The following is a 19,843-nucleotide window of genomic DNA, read 5'->3' as shown; positions in this document are numbered from 1 at the left end:
CAAGGGAGGGCCGGCCATCATAGGCACGCAGACGTTAATTCGCCGAGGTGAATGCGGGGCGGCGTTCAGCCAGCGTGCTCACGGGCTGGCCGCGATCTGCGCCGGTGCGCACGCCTCCCGCACCCGGTTCACCTCCTGCAGCAGTTGCCCACCCTGCGGCCACTGCGCCTGCAGTTCCTGCTGCAGCTGCACCAGCGCCTCACGCGCACGCGCCGGTGCGCTCGTGCAGTCCAGCTGCGCCATCGCGGCACGGGCGCGCCAGCGCAGGACGCGGCTGCCCTGATCCGCGGCGTCGCCCACCAGCAACGGGGCCAGCGCGCGGCGTGCTTCCACCGCCTGGCCCATGCGGCCCAGGTTCCGGCCCCAGGCCAGTTGCAGCGCGCGCTGCAGCGCCGGGCTGGACGGCCCCGCCCGGCCCACCCGTCGCATCAGCGCCGCCAGCTGCTCGCCCGCCTGATGCGGGTCGCCGAATGCGCTGACCAGTTCGGCCATGCGCCGATCCGCCTGTTGCACCGACGCATCGTCGTCGCCCCGTTGCGCGGCCTGCCACTGCCGTCCCTCGTGCAGGGCAGCCAGCGCCGCCTGCCAGCGCCCCGCCTGGGCCAAAGCTTCGCCCAGGTCATACAGGCCCTGCGGCAGCAGCCCCACGCAGTCGGGTTGCCGCCAGATCGCCACCGCCCGGGCGAAGTCGTCGATCGCCAGGGTGCTGTCACCGCGCTCCAGTGCCGACCTGCCCAGCGCGTGCCAGGTCAGCCCGGTGTCGCGGTGTTGCTCGCCCAAGGCCTGCCGGGTCAGGTGATGGACCTGCTGCAGCTGGGTGTCGGCCTGCTGCAGATCACCGCGCTGCATCGCCAGCAGGGCACGCAGCCGGCGGATCGACAGGGTTTCCGGGTGATCCGGCCCATACATGCCCACCGCATCGGCGCTGGCGATCTTCAGGGCCCGCTCGGCCGCCTCCAGATCGCCCTGCGCAGCCAGGGTCTCGCCCATGTGCCGGCGCAGCGCGATCAACTGGGGATACCGCACGGTGTCACCGGCCTGCAGCAGCTGCAGCGCTTGCTGGTAGCCGGCCAGTGCCGCCGGGCCGCGGCCATCGTCGCTGTCCAGTGCGGCCAGGTCAGCCAGGCTCTCCGACGTGCCGGGGGTATCGCGCAGTACATCGCGCCGCAGCACCAGGGCCTGTTCGAAGGCGGCGCGGGCGTTGTCGCGGTACCCCAGGAGTTGTTGGCAGCGCCCGAGCTGGGTGTGGTACTCGGCCACGGCCGCCGGCAGCCGCAGGCGATACTCGGCGGCCAGCGCCTGCATCGGGGTGAGGTGGGTCACGCAGTCGCGGGAGCGGCCGAGCATGCGCAGCGCACGGCCGCGCTGGGTCACCGCTTCCAGCTGCAGGGTCGGCGGCACCTCGCCGGCCTCCTCCAGCAGCGCGCGCTGGCGGTCCAGCGTCTGCAGCGCCAGCTGGTAGTCGCCCATACCGATCCGCAACCGGCCGATCACGCCTTCCAGCTCGGCCAACGACAGCGGTTGATCGCGCAGTTCCGCCTCACCGCGTTGCTGACCGGTGGCCAGCAGCTGGCGCAGATCGAAGCTGCCATGGCGCACGCTGGCGGCGCGGTCGAACAGGCCCACGGTGAAATCCTGCATGGCCTGCGCACGCGCGATCTCGCGCCGCGCCTGCTGCATCTGCCACAGCGCGGTCAGTGCCAATGCGAGCAGCGCCAGCACCGCCATGGTGCCCAGCGCGACGCCCCAGCGATGCCGGCCCAGGTATTTGCGCAGCCGGTAGCCCACGTGCTGGGGGCGGGCGTGGATCGGGCGGCCCTCGAGGAAGCGACGCAGGTCCTGCGCCAGCGCTTCCACCGAGGCGTAACGCTGCGCAGGCTCCTTCTGCAGGGCCTTGAGCAGGATCGTATCCAGATCGCCACGCAGGCGCCGCGACAGGCGCCTGGCCGCCCCGGCCGGCTCGCCGCCGGCGGCGGCCACGCGCGCCATGACGGCCGAGGCGCGCGGTGCCTGCACCTCCAGGATCGAGCGTTCCCACTCGGCATCACTGTGCCGGCGCAGCCGATAGGGCTTTTGCCCGGTGATCACCTCGAACAGCACCACCCCCAGCGAGTACACATCGGTCAGCGTGGAGACCGGCTCGCCGCGCACCTGTTCCGGCGCGGCGTAGTGCAGGGTGAACGCCCGCGCTTCGGTGGGGGGATGCACGGGCGGTTTGCCCTCGTCATCGTCGAGCAGTTTGGCGATGCCGAAGTCCAGCAGCTTCACCTCGCCCTCGGCGGTGACCAGGATGTTGGAGGGCTTGAGGTCGCGGTGCACGATCAGGTTGGCATGCGCATGGCTGACCACCGCACAGACCTGCAGCATCAGCTGCAGACGCCGCTCCAGCGGCAGCGCCAGGCGCTGGCAGTGCTCGGTGATCGGCTCGCCTTCCACATAGGCCAGCGCAAGGTAAGGCTGCCCCTGCAGATCCACGCCGGCATCCAGCAGATGGGCCAGGTTCGGGTGCTGCAGCCGGGCCAGGATCTCGCGCTCGCGGCTGAAGCGCTGGCGCAGGCCGGGATCGGCGTAGCCGCTGCGCAGCAGCTTCAGCGCGACCTGGCGCTCGTACAGGCCATCGGCGCGCTTGGCCAGCCAGACCTCGCCCATGCCGCCCTCGCCGAGAGGCCGGAGCAACCGGTACGGGCCGACCCGTGTGCCCACCCGGCTGTCTTCCGGCGCAGCGGTCCACAACGGCTGGGCGAGGAACTCGTGGCTGTCGCGCTCATGTGCGAGCAGGCGCTCCACATCGTCGGCCAGGCTCGGATCGTCCTCACGCAGGCGCAGCAGCCGCTGCTCTCGCGCCGGTTCGGGCAGTTCCAGCAATTGATCCAGCAGGCAGGACAGCTGCCGCCAGCGTGACGCCTCCATCGGTCCTCTCCCCGGACGATGCGTGGCCTTTCAGGGCTCCCCGACCGAGGCCAGCAGGAACATACGCGCCTTCTGCCAGTCGCGGCGGATGCTGCGCTCCGAGCGTTGGCATAGATCGGCAATCTCCTGCTCGGACAGGCCAGCGAAGTAACGCAGTTCCACCACCTTGGCCAGGTGTGCATCCACCGCATGCAGCTGGGCCAACGCCACATCCAGCGCCAGCAGGTCTTCATCCAGACGCACGCCGCTGCTGCTGTTTTCGGGCAGCTCCACCCGCTTGAGATCACCGCCGCGTTTGCGCGCCAGCCGGTTGCGTGCGTAATCGACCACCACGCTGCGCATTGCCGAGGCGGCGTAGGCGAAGAAATGCGCGCGGTCTTCGAAGCGGGCCGCGCCGCGGGAGCCGAGCAGCTTCAGGTAGGACTCGTGCACCAGCGAGGTGGCATCCAGGGTGCGCCCCTGCTGCCCGGCAAGCTGCCGGCGGGCCATGCTGTGCAGCTCGTGATAGAGCAGGGTCAGGACCCGGTCGAGCGCGGCGCGGTCGCCCGCCCGGGCTGAATCCAGCCACACGGTGATATCCGGTCCTTCGTCCATCGCACACCCCCGCCGGTGACGTTGGGCGGACTATACCGCCGGGCAGGCGACAGGCGCGCGACGATTCAGCGCTGGCAGTGCCCGCACCAGACGCTGGCGCGCTGGCCGATGGTGGCGTGGCGGAGCAGCCGGCCACACTGGCGGCAGGGCTCGCCTTCACGCCCGTAGACCAGCAACTCCTGCTCGAAGTAGCCCGGCGCCCCGTCCGGATTGATGAAATCGCGCAGGGTGGTGCCGCCGCGGGTGATGGCATAGGTCAGGATCTGTTTCACCGCATCGGCCAGGCGCTGGTAGCGCGCGCGGGAGATCTTGCCGGCCTCGCGCAGCGGGTTGATCCCGGCCATGAACAGGCTTTCGGCGGCGTAGATGTTGCCCACCCCGACCACGATGCCTTGGTCCATGAGGAAGGTCTTCACCGACGCGCTGCGACCGCGGCTGCGGGCGAACAGATAGTCGCCATCGAAGGCCTCATCCAACGGCTCCGGGCCGAGTCCGGCCAGCAGCGAATGGGTTTCTCCGGCCGGCTGCCAGAGCAGGCTGCCGAAGCGGCGCGGGTCGTTGAAGCGCAGCAGGCGCCCATTGTCCAGGCTGATGTCGACGTGGTCGTGCGCGCGCACCGGGGTGTCGCCGGGCAGCACGCGCAGGCTGCCGGACATGCCCAGGTGCAGCAGTGCGCTGCCCACGGCGGTATCGAGCAACAGGTACTTGGCACGCCGGCGCACGCCTTGGATGGCCTGCCCGGGGAGCAGCGTGCTGATCTCCGGCGGGATCGGCCAGCGCAGGTCGGGCCGGCGCAGGATCACGCCGTGGACGTTGCGGCCTTCCAGGTGCGGGGCTAGGCCGCGGCGGGTGGTTTCTACTTCAGGGAGCTCGGGCATGGGGGAATTCTAAGGGGTCCGCCGATGAACCACGGTGTAGCGCGGGGCGCTGCCTCGCGGCGGTCCGAGCGCGACGCTCAGCGCGGCGGCGCAGCCAACTCGCGCGCACTCAAATACCCGTCGCCATTGGCATCCTGCTTGTGGAACCGCTGGATCAGCGTCTGCCGCTGCTGCTCCCGCGTGATCGGCGGACCTTTGCCACCGGGCAGCTCATCGGCGCTGAGCACGCCATCGCCGTTGCGGTCCATGCGATCGAAGGCGTACAGCAGCCACTGCACGTATTCCTCCACGCTGACCCGGCCGTCGCCGTCGGTGTCCATGCGCTGCAGGTAACTGCCGGTATCAGTGACCTGGGCCTGTGCCGTCGTGCCCAGCACGCCAACGGCCAGGCCCAGACACGCAAAACGCCGCACAAGGCGGCGTTTTGCGGATGCGTTCCCGGTCGGGAAGCGCATCGATCAGTGCGCCGTCAGCGCGTAGCCCTTCAGGCGCGCGGCGTAGTTCTGCAGCGCGGCGATGCCACTGGCTTCGGCTTCGTGGCACCAGGCCTGCAGCAGCTTCAAGCGCTCGGCGGCGTCGTTGCCGCGCGCTTCCAGCAGGGCGGCCAGACGGGCGCGGTGTTCCACCAGCACGCGGATGCGCGGGCGCTGCTCGACCCAGGTACTGAGCTGGGCGCGGCAATCCGGCTTGAGCCAGCGGCCGTCGTTGACCAGGCCACGGCGCATGCGGCGCGGCAGCAGCTTGCGCAGCTTGGCGCCCGCCATCGCAGCTTCTTCGCGCAGGGCCGGGACGAACACATTGCGCTGGTAATCCGTCATCGCCTGGAAGCGGTGCGACAACAGGGCCTTGAGCGTTTCCGCATCCGGCACGGCGATGTTCGGGCGCACGTCCATGCTTGGCGCCACGCGCAGCACCTTGGCCAGGCGCAGGGCCTGCAGGCCGCGGATCACGGCCCAGCCGATATCGAACTCCCAGCGGCGCATCGAGAAGCGCGCCGAGCTCGGAAAGGCATGGTGATTGTTGTGCAGCTCTTCACCGCCCACCCAGAACGCCCACGGCGTCAGGTTGGTGGAGGTATCGGCAGATTCGAAGTTGCGGTAGCCCCACCAGTGGCCCAGGCCATTGATGACGCCGGCCGCCCAGAACGGGATCCACGCCATCTGGATCGCCCACAGGGCCACGCCGGGCAGGCCGAACAGCACGCTGTTGATGACCAGCAGTGCGACCGGGCCGAGGTTGGCGTGCGGGGTGTACAGGTGGCGCTCGATCCAGTCATCCGGAGCGCCGCGGCCGTACTGCTCGATATCCGCACGCATCGCGCGGGCCTCGCGGTACAGCTCCACGCCCCGCCAGAAGACCATGCCGATGCCCTTGGTCACCGGGCTGTGCGGGTCCTCATCGGTTTCCACCTTGGCGTGGTGCTTGCGATGGATCGCCACCCACTCCTTGGTGATCATGGAGGTGGTGAGCCAGGTCCAGAACCGGAAGAAGTGCGCGATCACCGGGTGGAAATCCACCCCCCGGTGCGCCTGGCTGCGGTGCAGATACAGGGTCACGGCGAAGATGGTCAGCTGGGTGAACACCAGCAGCACCAGGCCCATGCCCCACCAGCCGAGGCCGACGACACCGCCGGTCAGGAAGTTGAGGAGCGTATCGAACATCGCAGGACTCCGGGCCGCACTCGGCCGTCAAGGAAACAGGGATACCTTCGGACATGATGGGGCCTGACGTTGCAAACTTCATCCCTTCGATGCCATTTTTGCGCAGTCATTCAGTTCTTCCCTTACCTTCGTGAGCATGCCCCCGCATTCATGACAGTCGCAGCCTCGCCGGCGGTGCCGGCCTCCCCCGTCCCCCTGATCGAGCTCGACCGCGCCTGCGTCATCCGCGGCCAGGTCCGGGTCCTGCACGATCTCAGCCTGCGCATCGAACAGGGCCAGCACACCGCCCTGCTTGGCCCCAATGGCTGCGGCAAGTCGTCCTTCATCAAGCTGATCACCCGCGAGCTGTATCCGCTGGCGCACGGTGATGGCACGGTGGCGGTGCGCGTGCTCGGCCAGAACCGCTGGCAGGTGGACCGGCTGCGCTCGCAGCTGGGCATCGTCACCGGGGACCTGAGCAGCAATCTCTCCGACATGCCCGGGCTGACCGTGGAAGAGGCGGTGCTGACCGGCTTCTTCGCCAGCTTCGTGGTGCCGGCCTTCCGCGAGGTGAGCCCGGAGATGCGCGAACGCGCGCGTGAAACCCTGGCCATGACCGGTGCCCTGCCGCTGCTGCAGCGCGGCTATGCCGAACTCTCGGCCGGCGAAACCCGGCGCGTGCTGATCGCCCGGGCGCTGGTGAACCGGCCGCAGGCCCTGCTGCTGGATGAACCCTCCACCGGGCTGGACCTGATCGCCCGCGAGCAGCTGATCGCCACCATGCGCGAGCTCGCCCGCCAAGGCATCACCCTGGTGCTGGTGACCCACCACATCGAGGAGATCATTCCCGAGATCGAACGGGTGGTGATGCTGCGCGGCGGCAAGATCCTCGCTGACGGCCCGCGCGCGGCGCTGCTGCGCGATGCACCGTTATCCGAGCTGTTCGGCGGCCCGATCCGCGTGGTGGATCAGGCCGGCCGGTTGAGCGCGTTCGCGGGTTGAACTCAGAACCTCACCGCCACCGCACGTGATTCGATCGATGCCATCCGGCTCTGGTCCTGCAGCTGCAGGTCACGCACCTCGAACGGGGCGGCATAGCCGCTCGGCAACGCCACGCTGGCGAACGGCAGCCGCAGCTCACCCGCCCCTACCGTCGCGAACCACGCCGCACTATGTGCCTGCGCTACGGGCCGCAGCGTCCCGTCCGGGCCGGTGGCATACAGGGTGCCACGCGCCTCATAGCGGCCCGGCGCACCGATCTGCAGCGGCAGGCGCACCTCGCGGCGGCTGGCATCCGCCTCGACCTGGCCCTGGAAGCGCGCCGTCGCCTGCGCCACCGCGAACGCCACCTTGGCATCGCGCTGCACGCCGTCGGCACTGACGAAGGCCTGCAGTTCCCACAACCCCTGCGCCGTGCCGATGTCCTGCGGCACCGTCACCTGTGCACGCAGACCGTCTCTGGCGGCGACCAGCGGAACCGGCCAGCTGCGGCCATCGGGCGCCACCAGCAGGGCCTCGCCTACGGCCGGCAGCGGCCGCGGCCGCGCACGGGCGGCCTGCGCCGCTGCCAAGCCACCGTCGTTGACCAGCCGCGCGCTCAGCGCCAGCGTGCCACCGGCCAGCACGCGGTCGCTGCTCGCCTGCAGCTGCAGCGCGATCGGGCTGTTGGGTTCGAGTACCTGCACCACGTAGCGGCCTTGGGCCTGCGTGCTCTGCAGCCGGTAGCTGCCTGCCGCGGAGGTGGCGCCCGTGCGGACCATCGCCGTGCCCGGGCCGACCGACATCCCCGCCGCACGCAGTTGCTGGTCATCGACCACCTTGTCCACCGCCAGCGCACCGGAAGCATCACGCACCTGCCATTGGGTGGTATCCAGCGCACGGGCGCCCTGCACGGGGCTGACCTGGATCACCGCATCGGGCGCGGTCAGCGGCAACGCCAGGCCCCGTTGCAGCGCCGGTGCATCCACCATCTCCCAGTAGCTGCGGCTGCTGGCCATGAAGGTCGGTGCGGGGGTCAGTACCTGGCCTGGATCCAGCGCCCAGGCAAAGCTCAACGGCGCCTGCTCCACCGGCCCGGCCGGCAAGGGCGCACGCTCTACCGCGCGTGGCACCTGGTCACTGGCGCGGGCGGCCAGCAGCGGCTGTGCCGCCTGCAGTGGCAGCGCTGCCAGCGCGGCGAGCAGGGCCGCCGCGATCGTCGTCTGTCGCATCATTGGGGGGCTCCTCACAGGGTCAGGTCGTTGCGCAGGATCGTGCCCAGGCCGAAGCACTCGCGCCGGCTCTGGTTGTGGCTGAGTGGCTCGGCGCCTTTGGTGCGCTGCGTGTCGGTGAACCAGGTGGTGCCGGCCGCCTTCTGGCTGCTGCACTCCAGGAAGCCGTCCGAGCAGCTGCTCAACCAGTTCTGGGTGAACTCCAGGCCCACGTTCTGCGCATAGCCACCGCAGTAACTGTTGCTGTCCCACACCGCCGATTCCACATCCGAGCCGACCACCGCGCGGAACGGCCTGGGCAATGCGGGGCGGCCGGCCGTGCCGTACAGGTTCTGCGCGTTGTAGGTGGCCATGTGGCCCACCTGCTGCTGGCGAACGGCATCGCTCTTGTAGCCCAGCAGCCAGCCCACCGAGGTTTCGAACACGTTGCCGTTGAGCACCGCGTCGGCCAGCGGTGTACCGGCCGAGGACGGCGCCAGTGCGGTGACCTTGCTGACCGTCTGGATGATCTTCGGATAACGGCTGTCATAGGTGGGGTTGGAGAGGATCCAGCGCACCACGTTGCCGCCGTTGGAATGGGTGATCACCACCAGCCTGGTGATGCCACGGCCGTTGATGAAGCTGGTCAGCTGCCCCGCCAGACAACCGGCCGCTTCGGGCGTCCACATGTACTGCTCGAAATCGCAGTTGATGACGGTGTAGTTGCTGCTGTTGGGCAAGCCCTGGCGCACCGTATCGATGATGCCCGGCTGCCAGTAGTCCGCGCGCGCATCGGTCTGTTTGCCGGTGCCGTGCACGAACGCCACCCCCACTACATCGGCCGCGTGCACCGTGCCGCACGCCAGCATCAGACCCAGGGCGAGACTGCCCCCCCACCTTCCCGCGCTGCTTCGCATCCGCTGTCTCCTTGCAGGTGATCCCCCTGATGACCGGCGCTGCCGCGTTGCCATGGGTGCATGTATCCATGGAGATATGACGAACGATGGCGCCTGCGATGACGCTATGTCGTGCCACCCATGAAATCCGTGAACCAGTCGCGGGTTTCCGTCATCCGGGGCACGGCCATGCCGGATCTGGCCGGATCACCAACCGCCGCTGTCGTCGCCATAGGAAGCTGCGATCATGCGGCTCCCCCCCTTTTCGAGACCTGCCGATGTCCTCGTCCCTGCGCTCCGCTGCCGTTCGCCCGATGCTGGCGACCGCCCTGCTCGCCGCCCTGGCCGGCTGCGCGTCAACGGCCGAACCGGGCACCACGCCGGTGGAAGCCTCGGTCACCACCAAGGCGGTGGGTTACCTGCAGGGCAGCGCCGTGCCGGACAGCCTGGCACTGGTACCGGCACCGCCGGCCGCCGGTTCGGCCGGCTTCGCACTGGACGAACAGGTCAGCCGTGAAGCCCGTGCCCTGCGCGGCAGCCCGCGCTTCGAACAGGCACACCGCGACGCCGAACTCGCCTTCCCGGCCGGCGCCAACCAGTTCTCCTGCGCGATCGATGTCGACGTGGATGCGGTGAAGACGCCGGCCCTGTACCGCCTGCTGGAACGCAGCCGGATCGATGCCAGCGCGGCCACCCGCACGGCGAAGAAGCACTACCAGCGCGCGCGGCCGTTCATGGTCAATGGTGAGCCCACCTGCTCGCCCGAAGACGAGCAGGACCTGCGCGGCAACGGCTCATATCCGTCCGGCCACACCTCGATCGGTTGGGCCTGGGCCCTGATCCTCTCGGAGATCGCCCCGGACCGCGCCGATGCGATCCAGGCACGCGGCCGCAACTACGGCGAGAGCCGCCTGGTCTGCAACGTGCATTGGCAGAGCGACATCCTGGAAGGCCGTTTCATGGGCGCCGCCGCCGTGGCACGCCTGCATGACAATGCCGCGTTCAACAGCGACCTGCTGACCGCCCGCAGGGAGATCGCCGCGGCACGCAAGTCGGGGCTGCATTCCGCGCGGGATTGTGCGGCTGAAGAAGCGGTGTTGAAGGTGCGCCCGGCGAGCGCGTTGTAAGGCGGCGCCACCTGTCGATGGCATTGTGGGTAGTGCCGGCCGCTGGCCGGCTCTCCGCGATCTCGATCAGGACGATGCAGAGCCGGCCAGCGGCCGGCACTACCCATCCGCGTTCAACAACATCAGCTCAGAACAGAAAACGGCGCGGATCTCTCCGCGCCGTTTTCGTTTTTCAAGATGCCCACCTACGCTGGGCACCTACCGCACGTCGTGGATCAGAACTTCGCGGTGAACTCCAGACCGAACGTGCGCGGCTCGTTGAGGAAGCCGGTCAGGTTGTTGAAGTCGATCGCGCCGACTACACGGACCTGGTCGGTCAGGTTGCGGCCGTACGCGGCCACGTCGTACTGGCCGTAATCCCAGTTGTAGCCCAGGCGCAGGCCCCCTTCCAGCGAGGAGCGGCTGCGGAACTCCGGCGACTCGTACAGGAAGAAATTCACCGGGCTGCGGTACGCCCAGTCGGTGTAGACGTAGAACTCGCTGGCATCGTTGACCGGGAAGCCGGCGCGCAAGGTCAGGTTGTGGATCCACTTCGGCGCCTGCGGCAGCGGGTTGCCGTTGACCAGCGCGTAGGTACCGCCATCGATGACCGTGGTCGGGTCAGTGATGGTGCAGCCGCCGCCACAGATCGCCACCGCCAGATCCTTGTCCTTGATCTCGGTGTCGTTGTAGCTGCTGCCCAGGGTCAGCAGGACGTGGTCGGTCAGGTAGGCCTCGAAGTCCAGCTCCGCGCCCTGGCCGAGGGTCTTGTCGGCGTTGAGCAGGGTCGCGGTGTTGTTGGTGCCACCCACGGCGATCAGCTGCTGGCCGTCGACGTTGTAGCGGAACACGTTGAAGCCCAGGCGGGCGCGGCGGTCGAACAGGTCGGCCTTGATGCCGGCCTCGTACGAGATGACCTTCTCCGAGTTGGCCTGCGACAGGCCGGGCGAGAATGCCAGGCGGCCCTGGATCGACGGGGCGCGGAAGCCCTTGGCCACGCGGGCGTACGCGTTGAGGTTGTCGGTGATCTGATAGACGCCGCTCAGGTCCCAGCTGACGTCGTTGACGTCGGTCCTGGCGATGTACGGGCCACTGACCGGGGTACCGAACGGCACGGCCTGCAGCACGCTGGCGCTGAAGTCCTTCTTGTCCTGCGTGTAACGCACGCCACCGCGCAGCTTGAAGCGCTCGGTCACGTCAAAATCGCCGGAGGCGAACGCGGCCCACGCCTTGTTGCGCTGGTTCTGCACGACGTGGCCGGTCTGCGGGTTGCCGGGGGTCAGCGAGTCGTAGTTGAAGTTGTCGATGGTGACGTCTTCATCGAAGTAGAACACGCCGGCCTGCCAGTCGAAGCGGCCCCACTCGTTGGATTCCACGCGGAATTCCTGGGTCCACTGGCGGTGGTGCGGCAGGCCATCGGCCGATTCGGACGCGAACGGGATGTTGCCCGGGCCGTAGTTGCCGGCGCCCAGGAAGCTGGCACCGTAGCCGCCGTCGATGTCGCCACGGTTCAGCGATTCAGCGGTCTCGTACCCGGTGATCGAGTGCAGGGTGACGCGGCCCAGATCCCACTTCAGCCGCGCGCTGCCGCCCCAGGTTTCCAGGTCGGAGAAGTTCTGGCCATCGGTGGAGACTTCATCGCGGTCGAAGTTTTCGACCAGCTGGTTGGTGCCCGGCTTGAGGATGTTGGCGCGGAACAGGCGCGCGGTGCCGTTGAGCTTGCGCTTGTGCAGGTTGAACAGCGCTTCGACGTCGTCGCCTTCGTACAGGAACTGCACGCGGGCGGCGGCTTCGTCATAGCCCTCGAAGCCCTGCGCCGGGGCGCCCTGGCGGGTGTTGGTGACCCAGTCGTCGCGGCGCTGGTACAGCGCGGACACGCGCGCCGACCAGCGGTCGGTCAGCGGGCCGCCGTAGGCGCCCTGCGTGTTCCAGGTGTTGTAGCTGCCGTAGGCGACCTTGATGTACCCGTCGGCATCCTGCGAGGGACGCGCCGAATCGAACTTCACCACGCCGGCCGGGGTATTGCGGCCGAACAGCGTGCCCTGCGGGCCGCGCAGCACTTCCACACCGGCCAGGTCGAACAGCGGGAAGCCCTTCAGCAGCGGGCTTTCCTGCACCACATCGTCATACACCAGCGACACCGGCTGCGAGGCATTGAGGTCGAAATCGGTGTTGCCCAGGCCGCGGATGTAGAAACGCGGGAAGGCACGACCGTAGGACGATTCAATGTTCAGGCTCGGCACACGCGCCGACAGGAAGCGGATGTCATCGCCAGCCGAACCGAGTACGTCGAGCTTTTCACCCTGGATGGCCGAGATCGAGACCGGCACGTCCTTGGCGTTTTCGACGCGGCGTTGCGCCGTGACCTGCAGCGTATCGAGGGCGACCGGATCCTTGGTGGCGGGAGCGTCCTGGGCTGCGGCCGTCAATGGCAGCAGGGCGGCGAGGGCGACAACGAGCGGGTGCACGGACGGGAAACGGCCGTGGGCAGTGCGGTTCGGGAACATGGCGTTTAGGCTGTGTTGGGAGGGGTGGTGGACCGGCGCTACCAGACAATTGTTGCAGTACAGCAACAGAGCCGCAAACAACCGCTATTCATTACCCCCTTCCGGGAGCGCGCGTTGTGACGGCGGTCGCGGCCCGGCATCCCCGGTCATGGCCTGAATGCCCTGCCCCGCCGTCCTGCCGGGCTCGCCACCGCTTCGGTATGCTGGCGGCCCTCGATGCCCATTCAGTTGCCACGCCGATGACTTCACTGCGCCGTACCCGCCTGACGCTGTCCGTTGCCCTGCTCGGCCTGCTGGCCGGCTGCGGCGGTGATCCCGTGCGCCCGACCCCGCCGCCGGCGGCGATCCCGGTGACTCCGGCCAAGCCGGTCAAGATCGGCATCGCGCTCGGCGGCGGCGCGGCCAAGGGCTTCGCGCACATCGGGGTGATCAAGATGCTGGAGGCCAACGGCTTCGAGCCGGTGGTGGTGTCCGGCACCAGTGCCGGCAGTGTGGTCGGCGCGCTGTATGCCAGCGGCATGGACGCGTTCCAGATGCAGTCCAAGGCGGTCGCCCTGGATGAAGCCAGCATCCGCGACGTGCGGCTGTTCTCCGGCGGTCTGGTCCAGGGCCAGAAGCTGCAGGATTACGTCAACACACAGGTCGACAACCGCCCGGCCGAGAAGCTGAGCAAGCCCTTCGCTGCGGTTGCCACCCAGCTGGAAACCGGCGAGCGCACCGTGTTCGTGCGCGGCAACGTCGGCCAGGCGGTGCGCGCCTCCAGCAGCATCCCCGGCGTGTTCGAACCGGTGAAGATCGGCAAGTACAACTACATCGACGGCGGCGTGGTCAGCCCGGTGCCGGTGGATGCGGCGCGCCAGCTCGGCGCGGACATCGTGATCGCCGTGGACATCTCCAGCAAGGCCAGCGGCAAGGCGCCGACCGGCATGCTCGGCATCGTCAACCAGTCGATCTCGATCATGGGCCAGCGCCTGGGCGAGCAGGAACTGGCGCGCGCGGACGTGATCATCCGGCCGAAGGTGCTGGACATCGGCGCCGCCGATTTCGGCCAGCGCAACAACGCGATCCTGGAAGGCGAGAAGGCCGCTATGGCGGCGATGCCGCAGATCCGTGCCAAGGTGCAGCAGCTGCAGAAGGCGCGTGCCGCCGCGCTGGCCCCGCCGCCGGCCGCGCCCAAGTGCGATGAGCCTTCGCGCGTGGGCAAGCTGATGGGGCGCAAGGAAAAGTGCGTGTAACCCGGTAGTGCCGGGCGCTGCCCGGCGGCCTTACTCCAGCTGCGACAGCGGCAGCGCGCGGAAGTCCTTCACCGTGCGCAGCACGAAGCTGGAATTGACGTCGGCCACGCCGGCGGCATTGAGCAGCTTGTCGAGCAGGAAGCTGGAGAAGTGCTCCAGGTCGCGCACGTAGATGTGCAGCAGGTAATCCATGTCGCCGGTGAGCGCATGGCAGGCCACCACCTCATCCCATATCAGCACGCTGTCGGCGAACACGCCGATGGCGTGCTGGTCGTGCTTCTCCAGCTGCACCCGGACGAAGGCCTGCAGGCCCAGGCCGATCTGGCGCGGCTCCAKGCGGGCGCCATACCCGGCGATCACGCCCTCGCTTTCCAGCCGCTGGACGCGCCGCAGGCAGGCCGACGGGGACAGATTCACCCGTGCGGCCAGCTCGGCATTGGTCGCGCGGCCGTGTTGCTGGATTTCCGCCAGCAAGCGCAGATCCGTGCGGTCGAACTGGGTATCTCCGGCCATTGCTGCCCCGCAACATGAGGTGGACGCAATGATCTTGCGCCAGAAGCCCATATCCGCGCAACTTTGCAAACCTCTTGCGCGCACCCTGCCCTAGCATCGACAGATGACTTCCCAGGAGACCACCACGATGGAAACCGCCACCGCCCCCCGCCGCGTCGAACACCAGCAGACCGACAAGGGTTACGTGCCGGTCTATACCACCGCCATCGTGGAACAGCCCTGGGACAGCTACACCGCCGACGACCACGCCACCTGGAGCACGCTGTACCAGCGCCAGCGTGCGCTGCTGGAAGGCCGCGCCAGCAAGGAGTTCCTGCACGCGCAGGACGAGATGGGCATGAGCGCGCACATGATCCCGCGCTTCGACCAGCTCAACGAGGTGCTGGGCGCCGCCACCGGCTGGACCCTGGTCGGGGTGGAAGGGCTGCTGCCCGAGCTTGATTTCTTCGATCACCTGGCCAACCGCCGCTTCCCGGTGACGTGGTGGATCCGTCGCCCGGACCAGATCGACTACATCGCCGAGCCGGACATGTTCCATGACCTGTTCGGACACGTGCCGTTGCTGATGAACCCGGTGTTCGCCGACTACATGGCCGCTTACGGCCGCGGTGGCGTCAAGGCGCATGCGATCGGCCCGGAGGCGCTGCAGCACCTGACCCGCCTGTACTGGTACACGGTGGAGTTCGGCCTGATCAACACCGACGAAGGCCTGCGCATCTACGGTGCCGGCATCGTGTCGTCCAAGGGCGAGTCGCTGTACTCGCTGGAGTCGGCGGCGCCGAACCGGATCGGCTTCGATCTGGAGCGGATCATGCGCACCCGCTACCGCATCGACACCTTCCAGAAAACCTACTTCGTCATCGACAGCTTCGAGCAGTTGATGGCCGCGACCGCACCGGACTTCACCCCGATCTATGCCGCGCTGGAGGCCAAGGAGCATCTGCCGGCCGGTGAGGTGCAGGACGGTGACCGCGTGTTCCAGAAGGGCACGGGCGAAGGCTGGGAAGACGGCGGCGACGTGTAACGTCGTGACGCAATTCACCGGGGCGGTTGAAGTTTAGACACCTAACCTTCAAAAGCCTCGGGAGCTTTTGAAGGTTGGCAATGGGTGGAGCCGGGTCATGCGCTGCTGCTTTTCATCGCGGATACGCCAGCAGCACGACCAGATCCATCTCCCCCACCTGCTGCAGCGCATGCGAACTGCCCGTTCGCGCCAGCAGCGCATCCCCCGCCGCCACGTCGTACTGCGTCCCATCCAGCACGTAGCTGCCCTGCCCGCTGACGATGTAGTAGATCTCGTCCTTGTGCTGGGGATGCAGGCCGATGCCGGCCCCCTTGTGCAGCACGCGCTTGCGAAGCACGAACGGGAGGTCGGTGTCTTCGGCGAAAAACGGATACGCCGTGGTCGGCCCCGCTCCACCATGCGGGCCGGGCTGGGTCACCGCGATGTCACGCTCGTGGACCACGCGCGAGGGCCTGGCGGCCTCACCGCCCTGCCCCGCACTGCGCACCTCGCAGTCGATATCGCGCTTCAGCGCCGACGTGAGTCCGGGCTGCAACGCCACCCAGTCGCGCATCACCAGACACGCCACTGCGGTCGCCCCTGCCACACTGAAGTGCGTGCCATCGGCCTTGTTCTGCTCGGGCACGAACAGGAAGTACGGCTTGGCACCCTGCTCGCCCAGCCCGCGGATCCAGCGCGTGGAACTGTCGTTGAGATCGATCAGCGCGACCTGCTCGCGGGTGGCCAGCGCCTTCACCGCCTGGGTATACACACCGTGCGTGTCCAGCAGCGAACCGAAGTCATACAGCAGCCGCGCCACCGGGGTGATCAGCACCGGCGTGGCGCCCTTGTCGCGGGCCAGCTGCACGTAGCGCATCAGGAACTGCGGGTACGCGGTGGCAGGATCGGTGTAGCGCGTGGGGTCTTCGAACTTGGCGTCGTTGTGGCCGAACTGGATCAGCAGCACGTCACCGCGCTGAAGCTCGGCGGCGATCGCATCCAGGCGTTTCTCGTCGATGAAGCTGCGGGTGCTGCGGCCGCCCTTGGCGTGGTTACGGACCTCCCACACGGCGGGATCGAGATAGCTCTGCAAGGCCTGGCCCCAGCCGGCCTGTGGCGCGCGCTCCGGGCCGTACTCGGCGGCGGTGGAATCCCCGGCAATGAAGATGCGGTGCGGGGCACACAGCACGCTGGGGGCCGCGAGAAGCAGCGACAGGGACAACAGCAAACGCAGCATGGTCATGCTCCTGGGTGAAGAGCTGCCGGCCAGCGGCCGGCACTACCGGAGCCCACGATCTGCAGCGCAGATCGTGGGCGCGCCAGCGCGTCGCGATGGTGTTACCGGGCGAGCCAACCACCGTCGACCGGCAGCACCGCGCCGTTGACGTAGTCCGAGGCGCTGGAGGCCAGGAACACGGCGGTACCGCCGAGGTCTTCCGGGGTGCCCCAGCGTGCGGCCGGGATGCGATCGAGGATGGACTTGTTGCGGTCCTCGTCGGCGCGCAGCGCAGCGGTGTTGTCGGTCGCCATGTAGCCCGGGGCGATCGCGTTGACGTTGATGCCCTTGCTGGCCCATTCGTTGGCGAGCAGACGGGTGATGCCGGCGATGCCGCTCTTGCTGGCCGTGTACGACGGCACGCGGATACCGCCCTGGAAGGACAGCATCGAGGCGATGTTGATGATCTTGCCGCGGCCCTGTGCGATGAAATGCTTGCCGGCGGCCTGCGAGATGAAGAACGCGGACTTGATGTTGACGTTCATCACGTCGTCCCAGTCCTGCTCGCTGAACTCCACCGCATCGGCGCGGCGGATCAGGCCGGCGTTGTTGACCAGGATATCCAGGCCGCCCAGGCCTTCGATGGTTTCGCGGATGACGCGCTCGACCGGCTCGATGCTGATCAGGTTCGCTTCGATCGCCAGGCAGCGGCGGCCCAGCGCGGTGATCTTGGCGATGGTCTCGGTGGGCGGCGCGATGCCGGCCACGGCGACGTCGGCACCGGCCTGCGCCAATGCGACCGCGATGCCCTGGCCCAGGCCGGTGTTGCCACCGGTGACGAGGGCGACCTTGCCTTCCAGACTGAACGGATTAGCCATTGCGTATGTAGTCCTTGTCCAATGCGTAACAGACGCCGCCGGCGCGATGCCGGCGGCGCGTCGGGGTCACTTGAGCTGGCAGATGTCCAGCACGTGCATGTCGGTGTAATCCAGGTTCTCACCGCCCATCGCCCAGATGAAGGCGTAGTTGCTGGTGCCGGCGCCCATGTGGATCGACCACGGCGGCGACACGACGGCTTCGTTGTTCTGGATGACGATGTGGCGCTGCGCGTCCGGCTCGCCCATGAAGTGGTACACGCGGTCGTTCTGGCCCAGATCGAAGTAGAAATAGACCTCGCTGCGGCGGTCGTGAAGGTGCGGCGGCATGGTGTTCCAGACGCTGCCCGGCTTGAGCACGGTCAGGCCCAGCAGCAGCTGCGAGGACTGGCAGGTGGCCGGCACGATGTACTGGTAGATGGTGCGCTCGTTGCTGGTTTCCAGCGCGCCACGGTCCAGGGCCACGGCATCCTTGATCGACAGCGCCTTGGTCTCGAAGCGCGCATGCGCCGGGGTCGAGGCCAGGTAGAACTGGGCCGGAGTGGCGGCGTCATCGGACGCGAACACCACCTCGGTGCTGCCCATGGCCACGTACAGGCCATCCTTCGGCCCGAGCTTGAACACGGTGCCATCGACAGTGACGGTGCCGCCGCCGGCGCCGACGTTGATCACGCCCAGCTCGCGGCGCTCCAGGAAGGCATGGCCGGCGGCCGAGGCCGGTTCGGTCTGCTTGGGCAGCGAGACCGGGCCGTTGACCGGGGCCGCACCGCCGAGGACGAAGCGCTCGTAGTGGGTGTACTTCAGGGTCACCGCATCGGCGTTGAACAGACCGTCGAGCAGGTACAGATCGCGCAGGTCGTCATTGCTGGCGCCCTTGATGGCGTCGGGATGGGTGGCGTAATGGGTCTTGCAGTACATGGCGTCTCCAGAGCAGGGGTGGGGCGATGCGTCGGCCCCGGCACGATTCCAGGTGATTGTAGCCAGTTGGTAAACCGGTGTCATTTTGCAGCGCACGATAGGCCGGTTGGCCCGCGGACGGGGTCGGGACAGAAGGCGACACGACAGAACAGGGGGGACGACAGAACAGGGGGGACGACAGAACAGGGGGGACGACAGAACAGGGGGGACGACAGAAGAAGCGTCACGACCAACGGTCGTAACCTACCGAGGGTTGACGCCTTGGGCGTCAATCCTCGGGGGGCTGGCAGGAGTCGCGCACGATCAGGTGCGGGCGGACGCTGGCGTGCTGCATCACGGCTTGGCCGTCGGGCTGGATCAGCATCGCGGCCGCTGTGCGGCCGGTGTCGCGGGTATGCCGGCGCACCGAGGTCAGCGACGGCCACAGGCGCGAGGCCAGCGGGCTGTCGTCGTAGCCGATGATCGAGAGCTGGCGCGGGATGTTGATACCCGCGCGCAGCGCGACCTTGTAGATACCGGCGGCCATTTCATCGTTGCCGGTGAAGATGGCGGTCGGGCGCTGCTTGCCCAGCAGCAGCTTCTCGGCCGCGGCCACACCGGATTCGAAGGTGTAACCGGCCTCCACGATGCGTGCCGGGGGAAGCTCGATGCCGCGCTTGGCGAGGGCATCGATGAAGCCGGCGGTGCGTTCGTGCGCAGAGCGGTAGGCACTCGGGCCGGTCACCAGGGCGATGTCGCGGTGGCCCAGCGAGAGCAGGTAATCGGCCGCTTCGGCGGCACCGTCGCGGTCGTGGGTGACCACCATCTGCGAGGTATCGTCCAGCGGCAGCGAGGCGATCCGGGTGAAGCGGCAGCCGATTTCATCGAGCATGTCCACCAGCGCTTGGTCTTCGGAGGCACGTGGCACCAGGATCACGCCGTGCAGCTTCTGCTGCTGCACGAAGCGGCGCACACCGTCGATGTAGCCGGGGCTGCGCGAATCGCAGGGGTGCACGACCAGCTCGAAGCTGGAGCCGCGCAGCGCATCCAGCGCGCCGTACTGCATGTCCACGATGTACTGGGCGGTCGGGTTGTCGTACACCATGCCGATCAGGAACGAGCGCCGGAAGGCCAGCCCGCGGGCCAGCGGATCGGGCGTGTAACCGACCTCGCGCATCAGTGCTTCAACCTTCTCGCGGGTGTCCTTACGCACCAGCGGTGAGTTGTTGATGATGCGCGAAACGGTCTTCTTCGATACCCCGGACAGACGCGCGATGTCGTTGATCGTGGCGGCCTTGCCTTTGGTCAATCCGTGCGGCGACGGATCGGTTTTGCTGCGCAATGACATGTCGTTCAAACCGGGGATGAGTCAAGGGATTCTAGC

At 68.1% G+C, this 19,843-nt stretch carries 17 protein-coding genes; 4 read left to right on the top strand and 13 right to left on the bottom strand.

Features of this window, described 5'->3' with window-relative positions:
- Positions 1–78: 78 nt before the first annotated feature.
- From AC1DIQ_RS12615 to AC1DIQ_RS12595, 5 genes are all read right to left on the bottom strand, one after another.
- On the bottom strand, positions 79–2,910 hold the full coding sequence (locus AC1DIQ_RS12615; protein WP_478050148.1) for a protein kinase domain-containing protein: 2,832 nt from the start codon (positions 2,908–2,910) through the stop codon (positions 79–81).
- A 30-nt stretch (positions 2,911–2,940) separates the two neighbouring features.
- The gene (locus tag AC1DIQ_RS12610; RefSeq protein ID WP_088435324.1) at positions 2,941–3,504 is read right to left on the bottom strand and encodes an ECF-type sigma factor; all 564 of its coding nucleotides are present in this window, start codon (positions 3,502–3,504) and stop codon (positions 2,941–2,943) included.
- 65 nt (positions 3,505–3,569) lie between these two features.
- Positions 3,570–4,382: a bifunctional DNA-formamidopyrimidine glycosylase/DNA-(apurinic or apyrimidinic site) lyase gene (mutM, locus tag AC1DIQ_RS12605; RefSeq protein WP_121043860.1), complete on the bottom strand. Its 813-nt coding sequence runs from the start codon at positions 4,380–4,382 to the stop codon at positions 3,570–3,572.
- A gap of 77 nt (positions 4,383–4,459) precedes the next feature.
- Positions 4,460–4,837, bottom strand: a complete 378-nt coding sequence (locus tag AC1DIQ_RS12600; protein ID WP_183073826.1) for an EF-hand domain-containing protein — start codon at positions 4,835–4,837, stop codon at positions 4,460–4,462.
- A gap of 3 nt (positions 4,838–4,840) precedes the next feature.
- Positions 4,841–6,043 (bottom strand): DesA family fatty acid desaturase, encoded by a 1,203-nt coding sequence (locus tag AC1DIQ_RS12595; protein ID WP_176990302.1) that lies wholly within the window; start codon positions 6,041–6,043, stop codon positions 4,841–4,843.
- A 150-nt stretch (positions 6,044–6,193) separates the two neighbouring features.
- On the opposite strand from AC1DIQ_RS12595, the gene AC1DIQ_RS12590 reads away from it, so the two are divergent.
- Complete coding sequence (locus tag AC1DIQ_RS12590) at positions 6,194–7,024, top strand: ABC transporter ATP-binding protein (RefSeq protein ID WP_121043854.1); 831 nt, start codon at positions 6,194–6,196, stop codon at positions 7,022–7,024.
- Positions 7,025–7,026: 2 nt separating this feature from the next.
- Here the strand turns inward: AC1DIQ_RS12590 and AC1DIQ_RS12585 are convergent, their stop codons facing one another.
- Together AC1DIQ_RS12585 and AC1DIQ_RS12580 are read right to left on the bottom strand one after the other, a co-directional pair.
- Positions 7,027–8,232: a DUF4785 domain-containing protein gene (locus AC1DIQ_RS12585; protein ID WP_478050147.1), complete on the bottom strand. Its 1,206-nt coding sequence runs from the start codon at positions 8,230–8,232 to the stop codon at positions 7,027–7,029.
- A 14-nt stretch (positions 8,233–8,246) separates the two neighbouring features.
- Positions 8,247–9,128 (bottom strand): lipase family protein, encoded by an 882-nt coding sequence (locus AC1DIQ_RS12580; protein ID WP_478050146.1) that lies wholly within the window; start codon positions 9,126–9,128, stop codon positions 8,247–8,249.
- A 257-nt stretch (positions 9,129–9,385) separates the two neighbouring features.
- Here AC1DIQ_RS12580 and AC1DIQ_RS12575 point away from each other — a divergent pair, with 257 nt between their 5' ends.
- Positions 9,386–10,234 (top strand): acid phosphatase, encoded by an 849-nt coding sequence (locus tag AC1DIQ_RS12575; protein WP_478050145.1) that lies wholly within the window; start codon positions 9,386–9,388, stop codon positions 10,232–10,234.
- Positions 10,235–10,449: 215 nt separating this feature from the next.
- Here AC1DIQ_RS12575 and AC1DIQ_RS12570 read toward each other — a convergent pair whose 3' ends face one another.
- The gene (locus tag AC1DIQ_RS12570; protein ID WP_121043841.1) at positions 10,450–12,720 is read right to left on the bottom strand and encodes a TonB-dependent receptor; all 2,271 of its coding nucleotides are present in this window, start codon (positions 12,718–12,720) and stop codon (positions 10,450–10,452) included.
- Between the two features lie 239 nt (positions 12,721–12,959).
- Between AC1DIQ_RS12570 and AC1DIQ_RS12565 the strand changes: the two genes are divergently transcribed.
- A complete protein-coding gene (locus AC1DIQ_RS12565) occupies positions 12,960–13,955 on the top strand; it encodes a patatin-like phospholipase family protein (protein ID WP_121044033.1) in 996 nt (331 codons plus the stop codon).
- Positions 13,956–13,985: 30 nt separating this feature from the next.
- Here the strand turns inward: AC1DIQ_RS12565 and AC1DIQ_RS12560 are convergent, their stop codons facing one another.
- Positions 13,986–14,468 carry an Lrp/AsnC family transcriptional regulator gene (locus AC1DIQ_RS12560; protein WP_478050144.1) on the bottom strand — a complete coding sequence of 161 codons (483 nt, stop codon included), beginning with the start codon at positions 14,466–14,468 and terminating at the stop codon, positions 13,986–13,988.
- A 127-nt stretch (positions 14,469–14,595) separates the two neighbouring features.
- Between AC1DIQ_RS12560 and phhA the strand changes: the two genes are divergently transcribed.
- Complete coding sequence (phhA, locus tag AC1DIQ_RS12555; RefSeq protein ID WP_282264156.1) at positions 14,596–15,492, top strand: phenylalanine 4-monooxygenase; 897 nt, start codon at positions 14,596–14,598, stop codon at positions 15,490–15,492.
- A 112-nt stretch (positions 15,493–15,604) separates the two neighbouring features.
- Here phhA and AC1DIQ_RS12550 read toward each other — a convergent pair whose 3' ends face one another.
- From AC1DIQ_RS12550 to AC1DIQ_RS12535, 4 genes are all read right to left on the bottom strand, one after another.
- Positions 15,605–16,708 (bottom strand): GDSL-type esterase/lipase family protein, encoded by a 1,104-nt coding sequence (locus AC1DIQ_RS12550; RefSeq protein WP_478050143.1) that lies wholly within the window; start codon positions 16,706–16,708, stop codon positions 15,605–15,607.
- 101 nt (positions 16,709–16,809) lie between these two features.
- The gene (kduD, locus tag AC1DIQ_RS12545) at positions 16,810–17,565 is read right to left on the bottom strand and encodes a 2-dehydro-3-deoxy-D-gluconate 5-dehydrogenase KduD (RefSeq protein ID WP_019184096.1); all 756 of its coding nucleotides are present in this window, start codon (positions 17,563–17,565) and stop codon (positions 16,810–16,812) included.
- 66 nt (positions 17,566–17,631) lie between these two features.
- Positions 17,632–18,480, bottom strand: a complete 849-nt coding sequence (gene kduI / locus AC1DIQ_RS12540; RefSeq protein ID WP_478050142.1) for a 5-dehydro-4-deoxy-D-glucuronate isomerase — start codon at positions 18,478–18,480, stop codon at positions 17,632–17,634.
- 268 nt (positions 18,481–18,748) lie between these two features.
- A complete protein-coding gene (locus AC1DIQ_RS12535) occupies positions 18,749–19,807 on the bottom strand; it encodes a LacI family DNA-binding transcriptional regulator (protein WP_121044030.1) in 1,059 nt (352 codons plus the stop codon).
- Positions 19,808–19,843 lie beyond the last annotated feature (36 nt).

This window comes from Stenotrophomonas sp. 05L413, from assembly GCF_056397945.1.
The sequence above is the reverse complement of the archived record's forward strand: the minus strand, read 5'-3'. Positions and strand labels throughout refer to the sequence as shown.